The organism is Pseudomonas parafulva, from assembly GCF_000800255.1.
In the GTDB taxonomy this organism is placed as follows: domain Bacteria; phylum Pseudomonadota; class Gammaproteobacteria; order Pseudomonadales; family Pseudomonadaceae; genus Aquipseudomonas; species Aquipseudomonas boreofloridensis.
Genome location: NZ_CP009747.1, coordinates 2157931 through 2175383 on the forward strand (window position 1 = coordinate 2157931; position 17453 = coordinate 2175383).

The window sequence follows — 17453 nt, forward strand, 5'->3', positions numbered from 1 at the left end:
GTATTTTTACTGGCGAAATCTGCTGAAAAGCTGTGTTATCCAATAGAAAAACTGCACTTTCGAAAATCTTGTGCGATCAGCGAACAGGCTCCCACGATGAAATCCTCGCTTCCCGGCGTGCCGCTGTTCCAGCTCTACGGCGAAAACCACACCTGGCCTGGCACCGACCTGCTGCACTGCGAATCGATTCCGGCCCGTAGCCGCCTGCACCACTGGGAAATCAAGCCGCACCGACATGCCGAGCTGTTCCAGTTGCTCTACGTACAACGTGGCCGGGCGGTGGTGGAAATCGAGGGACGCCGCCGCGAAATCGAAGAGGCGGCGATTCAGGTGGTACCGCCACTGACCGTGCATGGCTTTCACTTCAGCGCCGATATCCAGGGGCATGTACTGACCTTCGGCCCCGCGCTGGTGGCCGAACTCGAGCAGCGCCTGGGCGCGCCGCTGGCAGTGCTGACCTCGCCCGGATGCTACGCCTTGGGCCGCGACCGGGCGCGTCTGCGTGGCCTGATCGAAACGCTGCAACAGGAATACGACGGCAGCGCCCCAGGGCGTGCGGCCATGCTCGACGCACTGGTGAGCGCCTTGATGGTGTGGATCAGCCGACGCCAGCAACTGGGCCTGGCCCCGCGCAATCGCGATGAACGCGACCGCCATCTGCTCGGGCAATACCTGCGTTTGGTCGAGGCGCACTATCGCGAGCACCTGCCGATCGAGACCTACGCCGCCCGCCTGGGCATTACCAGCCTGCAACTGAACCAGCTGTGCCGCGCCCTCAGCGCCCAGAGCGCGTTGCAGGTGATCCATCAGCGGCTGTTGCTCGAAGCCCGGCGCAGCCTGGTGTACACGCGCATGAGCATTGGCCAGTTGTCCGACCGCCTGGGCTTCAGCGATCCCACCTACTTCGCGCGCTTCTTCAAGCGCCTGAGCGGGCAGACGCCCAATGCCTATCGACGGACCGCCAGCGAGGATGTGCCTTGACGTAAACGTCAAGCTGCCAGTAGTTTAGCCGCACCGTGCACGCCCGGAGTCGCCACCGCTGCACCGCCATAGGAGCATCACCATGTCATTACCCGCACAGGTCCGCCTGGTCGAAGTCGGCCCGCGCGACGGCCTGCAGAACGAATCCCGCCCGATCAGCGTCGCCGACAAGGTGCGCCTGGTGGACGATCTCAGCGATGCCGGGCTGCGCTACATCGAAGTGGGCAGTTTCGTCTCGCCCAAGTGGGTGCCGCAGATGGCCGGCTCGGCTGAGGTGTTCGCCGGCATCCGCCAGCAGCCTGGCGTCACCTACGCGGCCCTGGCGCCGAACCTGCGCGGCTTCGAGGACGCCGTGGCGGCGGGTGTGCGCGAGGTGGCCGTGTTCGCCGCGGCCTCCGAAGCCTTTTCCCAACGCAACATCAATTGCTCGATCAGCCAGAGCCTGCAGCGCTTCGAGCCGATCATGGACGCCGCGCGCCAGCAGCAGGTGCGGGTACGCGGCTATGTCTCCTGCGTGCTGGGCTGCCCGTACGAGGGCCGGGTGGACCCTGCGCAAGTGGCCGCAGTGGCGCGAGCGCTGCACGACATGGGCTGCTACGAAGTGTCGCTGGGCGACACCCTCGGCACCGGCACTGCCGGCGACACTCGGCGCCTGTTCGAGGTGGTGTCGGCGCAGGTGCCGCGCGAGCAGTTGGCCGGTCACTTCCACGACACCTACGGACAGGCACTGGCCAATGTCTATGCCAGCCTGCTCGAAGGCATCAGCGTGTTCGACAGTTCAGTAGCGGGGCTGGGAGGCTGTCCATACGCCAAGGGCGCCACCGGCAATATCGCCACCGAAGACGTGCTGTATCTGCTGCAAGGGCTGGGTATCGAGACCGGCGTCGATCTGGACACGCTGATCATGGCCGGTCAGCGGATCAGTCAGGTGCTGGGCCGTGACAACGGCTCACGGGTGGCGCGGGCGCGACTGGCCAAGTAGGGCTGCTTGGCAAACTAACCCACGCAACTATTCAGGCTGCCCAGGGCGACAGCGCCGGAATACCGCTGGCCAGCAGCGCCTGGGCGGTGGGGTTGAGCGATGCCCGTTGCAAGGCCTTGCGCGCCACCCAGGTGCAGGCCGCGATCTCGCTGCGCGCGGCGGGCTTGTCGCCGGGATACAGGTGGGTGGTGAACAGGTAATGGCACACCCCGGCGATTTCCAGGCTGCACAACTGCAGCAGTTCCTTGCCGCTCAAGCCGGTTTCCTCGTAAAGCTCCCGAGCTGCCGCCACGCGCGGCGACTCGCCGCGCTCGACGGTACCCCCGGGGAAATTCCAGCGTCCGCCTTTCTTGCGCACGAGCAACACCTGCCCCTCGTGGAAACAAATGACGGTAGCTCTGTATTTTTCAGGAAGATTGGCGTGGGGCATCGGACCTGCTCATGACCGGAAATCACTGTGTGACAGTTTTGTTACATAGTTTGACCGGCAAGTCTGACGCCAAGTTCACCACTGAAGACACACAGCGCCGATGATTGGCGCGCCAGCACCGGGGAGAACGCTGTGGCGCCCTCCCCGTATCCGCCTCAGTTCGCCGCCCGCGCCCGCGCCGCGTGCAATTTGCGATAGCTGTCGATCAGCCGCTGGTGACGCTCAAGGCCCTCGAGTTTGAGGCTGGTCGGGGTCAGGCCGTGGAAGCGCACGCTGCCTTCCACCGAGCCGAGCGCGGCATCCATGCGCGCGTCGCCGAACATGCGGCGGAAATTGGCCTCGTAGTCGGCCATCGCCAAGTCCTCGTCCAGCACCACTTCCAGCACCACGTTCAGCGCCTGGTAGAACAGCCCGCGCTCGACGGTGTTGTCGTTGAACTGCAGGAACATCTCCACCAGTTCCTTGGCGTCCTCGAAACGCTCCAAGGCCAGCTGGATCAGCAGCTTGAGTTCGAGGAGGGTCAATTGGCCCCACACCGTGTTGTCGTCGAACTCCACGCCGATCAGCGTGGTGATGGTGGTGTACTCATCCACCTCCAACTGGTCCAGACGCTTGAACAGCAGTTTCAAGGCGCGGTTGTCGAGGCTGTGCAGGTTGAGGATGTCGGCACGCACGCCCAGGGCACGGTTGGTGTTGTCCCAGATGAGGTCTTCCACCGGATAGATTTCCGAGTAACCCGGCACCAGGATGCGGCAGGCGGTGGCACCGAGGTCGTCGTACACCGCCATGTAGACCTCTTTGCCCATGCCTTGGAGCAACGAGAACAGGGTGCGCGCCTGCAGCTCGGTGCTGTCGTCACCGGCCCACTCCCACTCGACGAACTCGAAGTCGGCCTTGGCGCTGAAGAAGCGCCAGGACACCACACCGCTGGAGTCGATGAAGTGTTCGACGAAGTTGTTCGGCTCCATCAGCGCGTGGCTCTCGAAGGTGGGCTGCGGCAGGTCGTTCAAGCCCTCGAAGCTGCGCCCCTGGAGCAACTCGGTGAGGCTGCGCTCCAGCGCCACTTCGAAGCTCGGATGGGCACCGAAGGAGGCGAACACCCCACCGGTACGCGGGTTCATCAAGGTCACGCACATGACCGGGAATTCGCCGCCCAGCGACGCGTCCTTGACCAGCACCGGGAAGCCCTGGTCCTCCAGGGCCTGGATACCGGCCAGGATGCTCGGGTACTTGGCCAGCACCTGCGCCGGCACGTCCGGCAGGCACAACTCGCCTTCGAGGATCTCGCGCTTGACCGCCCGCTCGAAGATCTCCGACAAGCACTGCACCTGCGCTTCGGCCAGGGTGTTACCCGCGCTCATGCCGTTGCTCAGGTACAGGTTCTCGATGAGGTTGGAGGGGAAGTACACCGTCTGCCCATCGGACTGGCGCACGAACGGCAACGAGCAGATCCCACGCGCCTTGTTGCCCGAGTTGGTGTCGTACAGATGTGAGCCGCGCAGTTCGCCGTCCGGGTTGTAGATCTCCAGACAGTGCGCGTCGAGTATTTCCGCCGGCAGCGCATCCTTCGGCCCAGGCTTGAACCACTGCTCGTTGGGGTAATGCACGAACGCTGCGTTGGCGATCTCCTCGCCCCAGAACTGATCGTTGTAGAAGAAGTTGCAGTTCAGCCGCTCGATGAACTCACCCAAGGCCGAGGCAAGCGCGGCTTCCTTGGTGGCGCCCTTGCCGTTGGTGAAGCACATCGGCGACTGGGCGTCGCGCAGGTGCAGCGACCAGACGTTGGGCACGATGTTGCGCCACGAAGCGATTTCGATCTTCATGCCCAGGTCGGCCAGCAACCCGGACAAGTTCTCGATGGTGCGCTCCAGCGGCAAATCCTTGCCCGCGATGGTGGTGCTGGACTCGGCTACCGGCATCAGCAGGCCCTGGGCGTCGGCATCGAGGTTGTCGACCTGCTCGATGATGAACTCGGGACCGGTCTGCACCACCTTCTTCACCGTGCAGCGGTCGATCGAGCGCAGGATGCCCTGGCGGTCCTTCTCGGAAATGTCTTCGGGCAGCTCGACCTGGATCTTGAAGATCTGGTTGTAGCGATTCTCCGGGTCGACGATGTTGTTCTGCGACAGGCGAATGTTTTCCGTCGGGATGTCGCGGGTCTGGCAGTACAGCTTGACGAAGTACGCCGCGCACAGCGCCGAGGAGGCCAGGAAATAGTCGAACGGCCCAGGCGCCGAGCCGTCGCCTTTGTAGCGGATCGGCTGATCGGCGATCACCGTGAAGTCGTCGAACTTGGCTTCGAGTCGGAGGTTGTCGAGAAAATTGACCTTGATTTCCATGCGGGGGCACCAGCGCGTAAAACGAAATGGGCGCCATTATCCGGATTTTCCGGGGTGAAGTCTTGCCGAGGCGACCGAGCCGCGCAGCCGCTGCCTCAGGGCGACTTCGCGGCGTCTTGCTGGGCCTTCCAACGCGCCAGGTTCTGCGTGACCAGGCGCTCGGGCAGGTCGCTGGCGACGATGTCCTTCATCTTCGCCTCCAGCTTTGCGCGCAGTGCCGGCAGGTTGCAGGGCGAGTCGCGGGACATCGCCAGGTACAGCCCTTCGCTGGAGATCGGCGGTTCCAGACCCTGCACCTTGGCCTCGATGTCCATCACACGGGTCAGGGCCATGCCAGGAAAGCGCTCGAAGATCACGTAGTCGCTGCGTTTGTGCAGCAACTTGTCGAACGCCTGGCGGGCGCCCGGCACGGCTTCGAGGTTGAGGTTGGTGCGCGCGTACTCGTCGAAACGCTCGCCATGGCTGTTGTTGACCAGCACGCCACCCTTGAGCCCGCGCAAGTCGTCCCAGCCTTGGTAGGTCATCGCCTGCTCGCTGCGCACCCAGACCACGCTCGGGGTGTGCAGGAACGGCGGCTGGATGAAGTCCACCTCGTTCTCCCGCGCCCGGGTGAGAAAATAGCCGGCCAGCAGATCGACCCGCCCCAGGCGCACTTCCTCCTGGGCGCGGCCCCAAGGCCCGGCGTAGGTGATCTGCACCTCAAGGCCCAGCTCGCTGGCCAGATGCTGGAGCAGGTCGGCATTGGCGCCGATCAGCCGCTGAGGGTCTTGCGGGTCGCGCCACAGATACGGCGGATATTCCGGGTTGCCGGTGGCGGTCAAGCGTGAGCAGTCGTCGGCAGCGCACGACAGCCCCGGCAGCGCGAACGTGAAAAACAGCAGCAACGCCCTGCGTAAATGGCACGCGATCATGGGAAGTCCCTCTTCTGGGCTGAACAGCGACGCAACAGCGATCGTCAAGGTGTAGGTGCTGCCAGAAGGCACTTGGTTCAGCAAATTCCAACGAGGACGCGACACCCGCGCCAGGACGGCGAATTCTGCCCTGTGGCGCGCGGGCGATGATGCCAGGCGCGGCGTGGAGAAAGTGTGATCGTGGTCACGGCCAGGCGCGTTGAGGCGGTGGCGACCGCGATCGATTACGCGAGTGTCGCAATCACCTGCGCCGCGGTGGTCACCTGCCGGAAATGGTGGGTCCACAGCGCAATGCCCAATTTGCCGGAGCGGTCCAGCGAAGACCCTACCGTCAGGTCGGTGAGCAAGGTCGGCGCGAGCCCGGCATCGAACAGCGCGAAACCGGCGGCGAGCACGCAGGTCTCGGTTTGCAGCCCGCACACCAGTACCCGCTCGACCTGCAGACGCTTGAGGTAGTCGATGGCCTCTGCACGCTGCCCGTAGCCATGCTTGATGAACACCGCGTCGGCCTCGACCAGGCTTTCGTCCTCGGCCGCCGGGTGCCAACCGAGCTGGCGCTCGAACGGGGTGACCTGCTCGTCGTGCAGCTCGACCGAAGCGATGGCCGGCAACCGTGCAGCCAGTGCACGGATGCCGTCGACCAGCCACTCCGGTGGACTGAAGGTGGACTGCACATCGACGATCAGCAAGGCCTGCCGCATATAGGGGTCTGCGCGAGTAGACAAAGGGCGCGCAGTATACCGTCTGCGTTTCAGCCGTGCTCGGGCAGCGCGTGCATGTGCGTGGTGCGCCATAGCGGATCGTGCTCGACATCGACGATCACGAAACCCTGGCGCTGCCAGAACTCGATGGCGCCGGGCAGGAATGGATGGGTATGCAGATAGAGGCACTGCACGTGTGCCTGCCTGGCCTGGTCGCGCAATGCCTGGTACAGCGCTCGGGCCATGCCCTGCTGGCGATACTCGGGGAGCACGAACAGGCGCACCACTTCCACGGTGTGCAGGTGCCGGTAGTCGAGCTGCGCGAAGCGGTGGTCGTAGGGCAAATAACCGATCGCGCCGATCAGCCGGCCCTGGTCACGCGCGACCAGGAAGCGACCGGCACCGTTCAGGTAGGTCTCGGTGAAGCGCGCCAAATCGTCCGGCAACGGCGCCTGGGCGAGCATGGGAAACAGCTCGCGGCGCGCCCGGTCGACGAAGGCGACCACTTCGTCAACGGTATCGGCAGTGACGCTCTGAATGGACCAATCGGACATGGGCACCTGCGCACGGTGGTATCGACATCCCGTACTGTAGCTGCCGCGAGCGCGCCGCGCTTGATACAGGGCAACTGCATGGACCTGCCACGCCTCGCGCTTGTCCTAGGCTTTGTCTGGACCCAGATAATGAGCTGAAATAGCCTCCGCACGTCGACAAGGAACGCCCATGCCCAAGACTTCCCCGCCCGCCGCACAGGGCTTCGTCCGCGTCCGTGGCGCGCGCGAACACAACCTCAAGAACATCGACGTCGATGTGCCCCGCGATGCCCTGGTGGTGTTCAGCGGCGTGTCCGGCTCGGGCAAGTCGTCGCTGGCATTCTCGACCCTGTATGCCGAGGCGCAGCGCCGCTATTTCGAGTCGGTGGCGCCCTATGCGAGGCGCCTGATCGACCAGGTCGGCGTGCCCGACGTCGATTCGATCGAAGGCCTGCCCCCGGCGGTCGCCTTGCAGCAGCAGCGCGGCACGCCAAGCGCACGGTCGTCGGTGGGTAGTGTCACCACCCTGTCGAGTTCGATCCGCATGCTCTACTCGCGCGCCGGCAGTTACCCGCCAGGGCAGCCGATGCTGTACGCCGAGGATTTTTCGCCCAACACGCCGCAAGGCGCCTGCCCGCAATGCCATGGCATCGGCCGAGTGTTCGAAGTGACCGAGGCCACCTTGGTGCCCGACCCTTCGCTGACCATCCGCGAACGCGCCGTGGCCGCCTGGCCCATGGCTTGGCAGGGCCAGAACCTGCGCGACATTCTCGTCACCCTGGGCTATGACGTCGATGTGCCCTGGCGCGACCTGCCCCAGGAACAGCGCGACTGGATCCTGTTCACCGATGAAACGCCCACCGTGCCGGTCTACGCGGGCCACACCCCGGCACAGACCCGCGCAGCGCTACAGAAGCAGCTCGAGCCGAGCTACCAAGGCACCTTCAGCGGAGCCCGCCGCTACGTACTGCACACCTTCATGCACTCGCAGAGCGCACAGATGCGCAAGCGCGTGGCCCAGTACATGCGCCCCAGCCCGTGCCCAGCGTGCGCCGGCAGGCGCCTCAAGCACGAAGCCTTGAGCGTGACCTTCGCCGGGCTGGACATCGCCGAGCTGTCGCGCCTGCCCCTGCAGGACTTGGCCCAGGTGTTGCGCGACGTCGCCGCGCCCAGCTACCTGCAACGCCGCGACGAGGGAGGCGAGACGCTCAGTCACGCGCAGACCCGCAGTGCCCGCGAGCAGCGTGTCGCACGTGGCGAGCCCCCGCATGCCGGCGGCCAGGACGTGCGCCACACGCCCAATCTATCTCTGGAAAAGCGCTTGGCCGCGCAACGCATCGCCAGTGAACTGCTGGCGCGCATCGACACCCTGCTCGACCTCGGCCTGGGCTACCTGGCGCTGGAGCGCAGCACCCCGACGCTGTCATCGGGCGAGCTGCAGCGCCTGCGCCTGGCCACCCAGCTCAACTCGCAGCTATTCGGCGTGATCTACGTGCTCGACGAACCCTCCGCCGGCCTGCATCCCGCCGACAGCGAGGCGCTGTTCGATGCGCTGCAACGCTTGAAACAGGCGGGCAACTCGGTGTTCGTGGTCGAACACGACCTGGACACCCTGCGCCGCGCCGACTGGCTGGTGGACGTCGGCCCGGCCGCAGGGGAGCACGGTGGACGCATCCTCTACAGCGGCCCGCCGGCGGGGTTGGCCGAGGTGGCCGACTCGCGCACCGGCGCCTACCTGTTCGCCGACCCGACGCCCAGCCAGCGCGCACCTCGGCCTGCACGGCAATGGCTGTGCCTGGAAGGCATCAGCCGCAACAACCTCCACCAGCTCGACGCGCGCTTCCCGCTCGGCTGTTTCAGCGCCGTCACCGGCATCTCCGGTTCCGGCAAGTCGAGCCTGGTCAGCCAAGCCCTGCTGGAGCTGGTAGGCGCCCATCTGGGTCAGCAGGCGGGGGCCGATGAGCCCCAGGAGCAGAGCCTGGAAGACGAACCCGAACCGCCCAGCAGCGGGCACATCAGCGCCGGTCTCGAGCAGCTCAAGCGCCTGGTGCAGGTGGACCAGAAACCTATCGGCCGCACCCCGCGCTCGAACCTGGCCACCTACACCGGCCTGTTCGATCACGTGCGCAAGCTGTTCGCCGCCACCGAGCAGGCTCAGGCCGCCGGGTTCGATGCCGGACGTTTCTCCTTCAACGTCGCCAAGGGCCGCTGCGAGACCTGCGAGGGCGAAGGTTTCGTCAGCGTCGAGCTGCTGTTCATGCCCAGCGTCTACGCGCCCTGCCCCACGTGCCATGGCGCGCGCTACAACCCGCCTACCCTGGCCGTCACCTGGCAAGGCCTGAACATCGCCCAGGTGCTGCAGCTCACCGTCGATCAGGCGCTGGACGTGTTCGCCGAACACCCCGCGCCACGCCGCAGCCTTCAAGTGCTGGCCGACATCGGCCTGGGCTACCTGCGTCTGGGCCAGCCGGCCACCGAGCTCTCCGGCGGCGAGGCGCAGCGCATCAAGCTGGCCACCGAACTGCAGCGCAGTGCCCGTGGGGCGACGCTGTACGTGCTGGACGAGCCCACCAATGGCCTGCACCCGCAGGATGTCGACCGGCTGCTGGTGCAGTTGAATCGCCTGGTCGATCAGGGCCATACCGTCGTGGTGGTGGAGCATGACATGCGCGTGGTGGCGCAAAGCGACTGGGTGATCGACATCGGGCCAGGCGCCGGCACGGCAGGCGGGCAGATCGTGGCCTGCGGTGCGCCGCGTGAGGTGGCGTCCTGCGCCGACAGCCGCACCGCGCCCTTCCTGGCGCGAGCACTGACCGATGGGGAGGCGCGGCGATGAGCAGCCCGCTGCCGCCGCTCAACGCCCTGCGCGTTTTCGAAGTGGTCGCCCGCCACCTCAACTTCCGCCTGGCGGCCGACGAGCTGGAGGTCACCCAAGCAGCCGTCGCCCAGCAGATCCGTGGGCTGGAAGCGCATCTCGGAGCGCGTCTGTTCGAGCGCCTGCCACGCGGGCTGCGCCTCACCGAGGGCGGGCTGGCCTACAGCCACAGCATCCGCAGCGCCCTGGCGTTGATCGGTGAGGCGACCGCCGCGCTGCGCCCGGACGACCGTCACCTGACCGTCAGCGTCACGCCCACCTTCGCCTCGCGCTGGCTCATCCCGCGCCTGGGTTCGTTCACCCAGGCCCACCTTGACATCGACCTGCGCGTATTGGCCAGCGAACGTCTGTCACGTTTCCAGGCCGATGGCGTGGACCTGGCGGTGCGCTACGGTCGACCGCCCTTCGGCCCCGGGCTGAACGCCGAGCTGCTGACCGAGCAGCGGATGGTGGCCGTGGCCAGCCCCGCCCTGCTCGCCCAGCAGGGTACGCCGCGAAGTGCCGAACAGTTGCAGCCGTTTGTGCTGCTGCACGATGCGCATAACCTGTGGCCGACCTACATCGCGCAGTTGTTCGGCCAGCCGACGCAGCCCATGCCGCGCAACCTGCGCTTCAACCAGACCGCTTTGGCCATCGAAGCCGCCCTGGCCGGACAAGGCCTGGCACTGTCCAGCGAACTGTTCGTCAAGGACGACCTGCACGCCGGGCGGCTGGTGCAGGTATTCGAACAGGCGCTACCCATGGACAAGCATTTGTATCTGGTCTGGCCGCGCAAGGACGGCGCGCCGACAGCGCTGGGCGCCGTGCGCCACTGGTTGCGGCGCCAGATCGGGGACGCCTGAGGAGATAGTTTTTCTACTGAGTCAGCCGCTGACCGCTGCCTGTCTGGCGACTGAAAGGCCTTGCTAACCTGGCATTCGTCGATTCGATCAACGCACCCACGGAGGCTGCATGTCAGTAGAAAAAGTAGCGATCATCACCGCAGGCGGCAGTGGCATGGGCGCTGCAGCGGCACGTCGTCTGGCCAGCGACGGCTTCAAGGTGGCGATCCTGTCATCCTCGGGCAAAGGCGAGGCCCTGGCCCACGCGCTCGGCGGTATCGGAATCACCGGCAGCAACCAGAGCAACGACGACCTGCAGCGCCTGGTCGATGCCGTGTTGCAGCGCTGGGGGCGCATCGATGTGCTGGTCAACAGCGCCGGTCACGGCCCACGCGCGCCGATCCTGGCGATCAGTGACGACGACTGGCATCAGGGGCTGGACACCTACCTGCTCAATGTCATCCGCCCTACCCGCCTGGTGACGCCGACCCTGCAGGCGCAAGGCGGCGGCGCAATCATCAACATCTCCAGCGCCTGGGCCTTCGAACCCAGCGACCTGTTTCCCACTTCGGCGGTGTTCCGCGCAGGGCTGGCGGCCTTCACCAAGGTCTTCGCCGACACCTACGCTGCGCACAACCTGCGCATGAACAACGTGCTGCCAGGCTGGATCGACAGCCTGCCCGGCACCGACCAGCGCCGCGACAGCGTGCCGCTCAAGCGCTACGGCACAGCCGAGGAAATCGCCGCCACCATCGCCTTCCTGGCCAGCGACGGCGCCGCCTACATCACCGGGCAGAACCTGCGCGTCGATGGCGGGCTGACCCGCAGCGTGTGAAGCCGCCAGGGCAATCGATGGCAAATCCAGTTAAACCCTCGAGGCAAGCACCCTTCTAAACAGACTGTGCCTTCACGGCACGGTCTGTTTTTTCTTTACCTCGGAGGGAGACCCGATGGACGAACGATTGCTGCAGTTGCTGACCACCACCACGGTATTCGGCATCTCCATCCTCAACCTGCTGCTGGCGCTGGCCGTCACGGTGGCTACCTTCCTGTTCACCCGCTGGGCGCTGAGTTTCCTCAAGCGCCGCGCCCATCAATGGTCCAGCCATGAAAGCCAGTTCGCGCGGCTGGTCACCGAAGTGCTCGAAGGCACCAGCAACGCACTGCTGATGCTCGCGTCGCTGCTGGTCGGCCTGGGCGTGCTGGACTTGCCCGAACGTTGGCTGGACCGGGTCGGCAGCCTGTGGTTCGTGGTCGCGGCGCTGCAGATCGGCCTGTGGGCCAACCGCGCCATCGCCATCGGCCTGGGCCGCTATTTCGCCCGCCACGACACCACTGGCGCCTACCGTGGCAGCGCCCTGGCCACTCTGTCGGGCTGGGGCGCGCGGGTGTTGTTGTGGTCGGTGGTGCTGTTGGCGATGCTGTCGAACCTGGGCGTGAACATCACCGCCTTCGTCGCCAGCCTCGGCGTGGGCGGTATCGCCGTGGCGCTGGCGGTGCAAAACGTGCTGGGCGACCTGTTCGCCTCGCTGTCGATCGCCGTGGACAAACCCTTCGAGGTCGGCGACTTCATCGTCATCGGCTCGCTGGCCGGCACGGTGGAGAACATCGGCCTGAAGACCACGCGCATTCGCAGCCTGGGCGGCGAGCAGATCGTCATGGCCAACGCCGGCATGATCAGCAGCACCATTCAGAACTACAAGCGCTTGCAGGAGCGGCGCATTGTCTTCGAGTTCGGGCTGTCCTACGACACGCCCACCGAAGCGGTGAAGAAGGCCCCGGCCATCGTCGAGGAGTCGATCAAGGCGCAGAGCCAGGTGCGCTTCGACCGCGCCCACCTGCGCGGCTTCGGCAAGGAAGCGCTGGAGTTCGAAGCGGTCTACATCGTGCTGGACCCTGGCTACAACCTGTACATGGACATCCAGCAGGCGATCAACTTCCAGTTGCTCGAGCGCTTCTCCAAGGTGGGCGCCAAGTTCGCCGTAGGCGCGCGCTCGATCAAGGTCACCGGATTGCCGGAGGCGTCCAACCAGCTGACGGCGGTCAGGGGGCGGACCGAGCACGACTCAAGAGGCTAAGCAGCGCAACCATTGGGCAGGCGATGCAGGCTAACCTGCATCGCCTGCAGCAGGTCAGGGCATCACGGGCGGAACGTACTGCAAGGTACTGCCCAGCGCCCACAGCAGCACCAGCACCAGCGGCACGTGCACCAGCAGTTGCACGAAGGAAAAGCCGATCAGGTCACGCGCCTTGAGCCCCAGCACGCCCAACAGCGGCAGCATGTAGAACGGGTTGATCAGGTTCGGCAGCGCCTCGGCGGCGTTGTAGATCTGCACCGCCCAACCCAGGTGGTACTGCAGGTCATTGGCGACCAGCATCACGTAGGGTGCTTCGATGATCCACTTGCCGCCGCCGGAGGGGATGAAGAAGCCCAGCACCGCGGAGTACACACCCATCAGCAAGGCATAGGTGTCGTGGGTGGCGATCTGGGTGAAGAATACCGAGATGTGATGCGCCAGGGTCTGGGCGTCGGCGCCCTGCACCTGGGTGAGGATGGCGGCGATCGAACCGTACAGCGGGAACTGGATCAGCACCCCGGTGGTGGTCGGCACGGCGCGGGCCACGGCATCGAGGAAACTGCGCGGACGCCAGTGCAGCAAGGCCCCGAGCATGATGAACAGCAGGTTGTAGGTGTTGAGCCCGGAAATGGCGGTGATCGCAGGCTTGGTGGCGAACTCCTGGTACAGCCAGCCGGCCGCCAGGGCCACCAGCAGCAGGATCAGGATCGGGCTGTGCTCCAGCCACTCGCCCGGACGCGTGCGCTGGGCCGGCGGCGGCGCGGTGAAGCTGGGGTCGACGCCACACTCCTGGGCGCTGCGGGCGCTGCTGGGGCCCGGTGCGGTCGCGTAGGCAATCACCAGCGAGACGATCACCAGCGCCGCCAGCATGACGCCGGACTGCCAGAGGAAAATGGTCTCGGTGAACGGAATCACCCCGGTGATGGACAGGATCGACGGTGGCAGGCTGGCCGGGTTGGCCTGCAACTGCGCCGCCGACGACGACAGCCCCAGCGCCCACACCGCGCCCAAGCCCAGGTACGCGGCAGCGCCTGCAGCGCGATAATCCATCTTCAAGTCCTGGCGACGTGCCAGGGCGCGCACCAGCAGACCGCCGAACACCAGCGACAGGCCCCAGTTGAGCAAGGAAGCGAGCATCGAAATCAACGCCACCCAGCACACCGCCGACCGGCCGTTCTTCGGCAGTCGGGCCAAGCGGTCGATGAGCCGCGCGGCCGGTGGAGAACTGGCGACCACGTAGCCGCCGATCACCACGAAGGCCATCTGCATGGTGAAGGGGATCAGGCTCCAGAAGCCGTCGCCGAAGGCCTTGGCGGTGGCCGTGGGTTTGGCCCCCATGGCCAGCGCGCCCAGGCAGACGAGCATCACCGCCAGGGCAGCGAACACCCAGGAGTCGGGGAACCAGCGTTCGGCCCAGTTGGAGCAACGCAGGGCGAATCGAGCAGAGCGGCTGTCTTGAATTTCAGCGGCCACGGGGTGTTTTCCTTTTTTGGTTTTATTGGTGGAGGTCGTTCTGAAAACGACACAGCCCCCTGCGGCCGCGAATCACGCTGCGACCGCAGGGGGCGAAGCACAGTCTTAGAAGGTCATTTCTTTCACATCGTCCGGCACGATCAGTCTTCCAGCGGTCTTGTCGACGATCTCCTGGACACTCACCCCCGGCGCGGTTTCGCGCAGGATGAAGGCGCCGTTGTCGATCTCCAGATAAGCCAGGTCGGTGAGTACCTTGCGGATACAGCCAGCGCCGGTCAGCGGCAGGCTGCAGCGTGACAGCAATTTGGATTCGCCGTCCTTGGACGCGTGGGTCATGGTGACGATGATGTTCTCGGCCCCGGCCACCAGGTCCATGGCACCGCCCATGCCCTTGACCAACTTGCCGGGAATCATCCAGGAGGCGATGTTGCCCTCCACGTCCACCTCGAAGGCGCCCAGTACCGTGAGGTCGACATGGCCGCCCCGAATCATGGCGAAGGACTGCGCCGAATCGAAGATCGAGGCGCCGACGCGGGCGGTGACGGTCTGCTTGCCGGCGTTGATCATGTCGGCGTCGACCGTGCTCTCGCTGGGAAACTCGCCCATGCCCAGCAGGCCATTCTCCGATTGCAGCATCACGTCCATGTCGGCCGGTACGTAGTTGGCCACCAAAGTCGGGATGCCGATGCCCAGGTTGACGTAGTAGCCATCCTTCAGTTCACGGGCGACACGTTGAGCCATCTGTTCGCGGGTCAATGCCATGGTCTGGATCTCTTTGTTGTTCTGTGGGCGGCGCTCAGGCCTTGACGGTGCGCTTCTCGATGCGTTTTTCGAAGGTGCCGACGATGACCCGGTCGACGAAGATGCCCGGGGTGTGGATTTCGCTGGGCAGCAGCACGCCGGGCTCGACGATCTCCTCGACCTCGACCACGGTGATGCGCCCGGCCGTGGCGGCCAGTGGGTTGAAGTTCTGCGCGGTATGGCGGTACACCACGTTGCCGTAGTGGTCGGCCTTCCAGCCCTTGACGATGGCGAAGTCGCCGGTGATGGCGCGCTCCAGGATGTAGTGGCGACCCTCGAACTCGCGCACCTCCTTGCCTTCGGCCACCGGCGTGCCGTAGCCGGTGGCGGTGAAGAACGCCGGAATGCCTGCGCCGCCGGCGCGCATCTTCTCGGCCAGGGTGCCCTGGGGCGTCAGTTCCACCTCCAGTTCGCCGCTGAGCAACTGACGCTCGAACTCGGCGTTTTCGCCCACGTAGGAGGCAATCATCTTGCGGATCTGTCGGTCTTCGAGCAGCACGCCGAGACCGAAGCCATCGACGCCGCAGTTGTTGGAGACCACGGTCAGGCCCTTGACCCCACGCCGCTTGATCTCGGCGATCAGGTTCTCGGGAATGCCGCACAGGCCGAAGCCCCCCGCCAGCACCGTCATGTCGTCGGTGAGGCCTTCGAGGGCTTGTTCATAGGTTGCTACGCGCTTGTCCAGTCCGGCCATGCTGATCCGCCTTTATCGTTATTGGAGCGAGTGCAGCCATCTTCACCGCTGGCGACTGATTTGTTAATTTTGTTTTCGTCATCGATTGATAAATTTTGCAAAACAACAGGCGATTGCCATGAATGTCAAACAACTGCGCGCTTTCGTCACCGTGGCCAAGTACCAGAGCTTCGCCCAGGCCGGCGAGCACCTGCACATCTCCCAGCCGGCCCTGAGCCTGACCATCAAGGCGCTGGAGGACAATCTCGGCGGCGCCCTGCTCACCCGCACCACGCGCAGCGTCAGCCTGACCGCCGAGGGCGAGGTGCTGCTGCCGCTGGCGCGGCGCCTGCTCGGCGACTGGGACGACACCGAAGAGTTGCTGCGCCAGCGCTTCACCTTGCAACTGGGGCGGGTGTCGGTGGCGGCGATGCCGGCCTTTGCCGGCAACCTGCTGCCGCAGTCGCTGAAGGTGTTTCGCCAGCGCTACCCGAAGGTGAATGTCACGGTGCATGACGTGATCAACGAACAGGTACTTGAACTGGTGCGCCACCGGCGCGTCGAACTGGGCATCGGCTTCGAGCCGGAGCGCAGCGAGGCGTTGCAGTTCCATGCCCTGTACCTGGACCGTTTCGTCGCGGTGGTGCCCGCCGACTCAGCGCTGGCCGAGCAGAGCGAAGTGAGCTGGGAGGCGCTGTTGGCCGAGGACTTCATCGCCCTGCAGCGCCCCTCGGCGGTGCGTCTGCTGCTCGAACAGCACCTGGCGGCCGAGCATGGACGACTGACCGTAGCCTTCGAGAGTCATCAACTGTCGACGGTCGGGCGCATGGTTGCCGCGGGCCTGGGCGTGAGCGCGGTCCCGGCGCTGTGCATCACCCAGATGCAGGAGCTGGGTGCACGCTGCGTGGCCCTGGTGGAACCGACCGTGGAGCGGCGCATCGGCGTCATCGCCTTGAGCGACCATAAGCTGTCTACCGCAGCACAGGCCCTGCTCGATGTGCTGCTCAGCCATACTCATCCCCCGGAGGTGACATGCATCACGTGAAACTGGCAGGACACGACGTGCCGGCCATTGGCCAAGGCACCTGGTACATGGGCGAGTCCGCCGCGTCGCGGGCCGCCGAAGTAGCGGCCCTGCAACAGGGCATCGACTTGGGCATGACACTGATCGACACCGCCGAAATGTACGCCGAGGGCGGTGCCGAACAGGTGGTCGGCGCCGCCATTGCCGGGCGCCGCGACCAGGTGTTCCTGGTCAGCAAGGTGTATCCGCACAATGCCAGCCGTCGCGGCATTCCCCAGGCCTGCGAACGCAGCCTGCGCCGACTGGGCACCGACTGCATCGACCTGTACCTGCTGCACTGGCGCGGCCAGTATCCGCTTGCGGAAACCGTCGAAGCCTTCGAGCGCCTGATCGACGAAGGCAAGATCCGCCGCTGGGGCGTTTCCAACTTCGATGTCGACGACCTTCAGGCACTGGACGACGAGCGCTGCGCGGTGAACCAGGTGCTGTACAACCCGGCCGAGCGCGGCATCGAGTTCGACCTGTTGCCCTGGAGCCAAGCGCGGCATCTGCCGACCATGGCCTACTGCCCGCTGGCCCAGGGCGGGAGGTTGCTGCGTCATCCAGTGCTGCTAACGATCGCCGAGCGCCACGGCGCCACCCCGGCCCAAGTGAGCCTGGCTTGGGTGATCCGCCAGGACGGTGTGATCGCCATTCCCAAGGCGGTGAACCCCGAGCATGTGCGGCTCAATGCCGAGGCCGGGCAGTTGCGGCTGAGCGACGCCGACCTGCGCGAGATCGACCAGGCCTTCGCCCCGCCCAGAGGCAAGCAGCGCCTGGCCATGCAGTGAA

The 17453-nt window shown here is 65.5% G+C and carries 16 protein-coding genes; 8 read left to right on the forward strand and 8 right to left on the reverse strand.

Features of this window, described 5'->3' with window-relative positions:
- Positions 1-96 precede the first annotated feature (96 nt).
- Together NJ69_RS09105 and NJ69_RS09110 are read left to right on the forward strand one after the other, a co-directional pair.
- The gene (locus NJ69_RS09105) at positions 97-981 is read left to right on the forward strand and encodes a helix-turn-helix domain-containing protein (protein ID WP_039578280.1); all 885 of its coding nucleotides are present in this window, start codon (positions 97-99) and stop codon (positions 979-981) included.
- 82 nt (positions 982-1063) lie between these two features.
- Positions 1064-1963, forward strand: a complete 900-nt coding sequence (locus NJ69_RS09110) for a hydroxymethylglutaryl-CoA lyase (protein WP_039578282.1) — start codon at positions 1064-1066, stop codon at positions 1961-1963.
- Between the two features lie 31 nt (positions 1964-1994).
- Here the strand turns inward: NJ69_RS09110 and NJ69_RS09115 are convergent, their stop codons facing one another.
- From NJ69_RS09115 to NJ69_RS09135, 5 genes are all read right to left on the reverse strand, one after another.
- A complete protein-coding gene (locus NJ69_RS09115) occupies positions 1995-2393 on the reverse strand; it encodes an NUDIX domain-containing protein (RefSeq protein WP_029613311.1) in 399 nt (132 codons plus the stop codon).
- A gap of 155 nt (positions 2394-2548) precedes the next feature.
- Complete coding sequence (locus tag NJ69_RS09120) at positions 2549-4732, reverse strand: OsmC domain/YcaO domain-containing protein (protein ID WP_039578285.1); 2184 nt, start codon at positions 4730-4732, stop codon at positions 2549-2551.
- A gap of 95 nt (positions 4733-4827) precedes the next feature.
- Entirely contained in the window at positions 4828-5643 is an 816-nt protein-coding gene (locus tag NJ69_RS09125) for a substrate-binding periplasmic protein (RefSeq protein WP_039578287.1), read from the reverse strand.
- A gap of 224 nt (positions 5644-5867) precedes the next feature.
- Positions 5868-6344, reverse strand: coding sequence for an isochorismatase family protein (locus NJ69_RS09130; protein WP_039578289.1), 477 nt, complete (start codon positions 6342-6344; stop codon positions 5868-5870).
- A 50-nt stretch (positions 6345-6394) separates the two neighbouring features.
- Positions 6395-6898, reverse strand: coding sequence for a GNAT family N-acetyltransferase (locus NJ69_RS09135; protein ID WP_039578293.1), 504 nt, complete (start codon positions 6896-6898; stop codon positions 6395-6397).
- Positions 6899-7067: 169 nt separating this feature from the next.
- Here NJ69_RS09135 and NJ69_RS09140 point away from each other — a divergent pair, with 169 nt between their 5' ends.
- The 4 genes from NJ69_RS09140 (at position 7068) to NJ69_RS09155 (ending at position 12651) form a co-directional block, all read left to right on the forward strand.
- Positions 7068-9713, forward strand: coding sequence for an excinuclease ABC subunit UvrA (locus NJ69_RS09140; RefSeq protein ID WP_039578296.1), 2646 nt, complete (start codon positions 7068-7070; stop codon positions 9711-9713).
- On the forward strand, positions 9710-10594 hold the full coding sequence (locus NJ69_RS09145; RefSeq protein ID WP_039578299.1) for a LysR substrate-binding domain-containing protein: 885 nt from the start codon (positions 9710-9712) through the stop codon (positions 10592-10594). Before NJ69_RS09140 ends, NJ69_RS09145 begins: the two co-directional genes overlap by 4 nt.
- 109 nt (positions 10595-10703) lie before the next feature.
- Positions 10704-11408, forward strand: coding sequence for an SDR family oxidoreductase (locus NJ69_RS09150; RefSeq protein ID WP_029613315.1), 705 nt, complete (start codon positions 10704-10706; stop codon positions 11406-11408).
- Positions 11409-11523: 115 nt separating this feature from the next.
- Positions 11524-12651: a mechanosensitive ion channel family protein gene (locus NJ69_RS09155; RefSeq protein WP_039578301.1), complete on the forward strand. Its 1128-nt coding sequence runs from the start codon at positions 11524-11526 to the stop codon at positions 12649-12651.
- A gap of 54 nt (positions 12652-12705) precedes the next feature.
- Here NJ69_RS09155 and NJ69_RS09160 read toward each other — a convergent pair whose 3' ends face one another.
- The 3 genes from NJ69_RS09160 to NJ69_RS09170 all read right to left on the reverse strand — a co-directional run bounded on the left by NJ69_RS09160 (position 12706) and on the right by NJ69_RS09170 (position 15619).
- On the reverse strand, positions 12706-14124 hold the full coding sequence (locus tag NJ69_RS09160) for a short-chain fatty acid transporter (protein ID WP_039578303.1): 1419 nt from the start codon (positions 14122-14124) through the stop codon (positions 12706-12708).
- 105 nt (positions 14125-14229) lie between these two features.
- Positions 14230-14886 (reverse strand): CoA transferase subunit B, encoded by a 657-nt coding sequence (locus NJ69_RS09165; protein WP_039578305.1) that lies wholly within the window; start codon positions 14884-14886, stop codon positions 14230-14232.
- Positions 14887-14920: 34 nt separating this feature from the next.
- On the reverse strand, positions 14921-15619 hold the full coding sequence (locus NJ69_RS09170; RefSeq protein WP_029613319.1) for a CoA transferase subunit A: 699 nt from the start codon (positions 15617-15619) through the stop codon (positions 14921-14923).
- Positions 15620-15737: 118 nt separating this feature from the next.
- Here NJ69_RS09170 and NJ69_RS09175 point away from each other — a divergent pair, with 118 nt between their 5' ends.
- Both NJ69_RS09175 and NJ69_RS09180 read left to right on the forward strand, forming a co-directional pair.
- Positions 15738-16643, forward strand: coding sequence for a LysR family transcriptional regulator (locus tag NJ69_RS09175; RefSeq protein ID WP_039578309.1), 906 nt, complete (start codon positions 15738-15740; stop codon positions 16641-16643).
- Complete coding sequence (locus tag NJ69_RS09180; RefSeq protein ID WP_039578311.1) at positions 16631-17452, forward strand: aldo/keto reductase; 822 nt, start codon at positions 16631-16633, stop codon at positions 17450-17452. The genes NJ69_RS09175 and NJ69_RS09180 overlap by 13 nt, the downstream gene beginning before the upstream one ends.
- Position 17453: the final 1 nt, after the last annotated feature.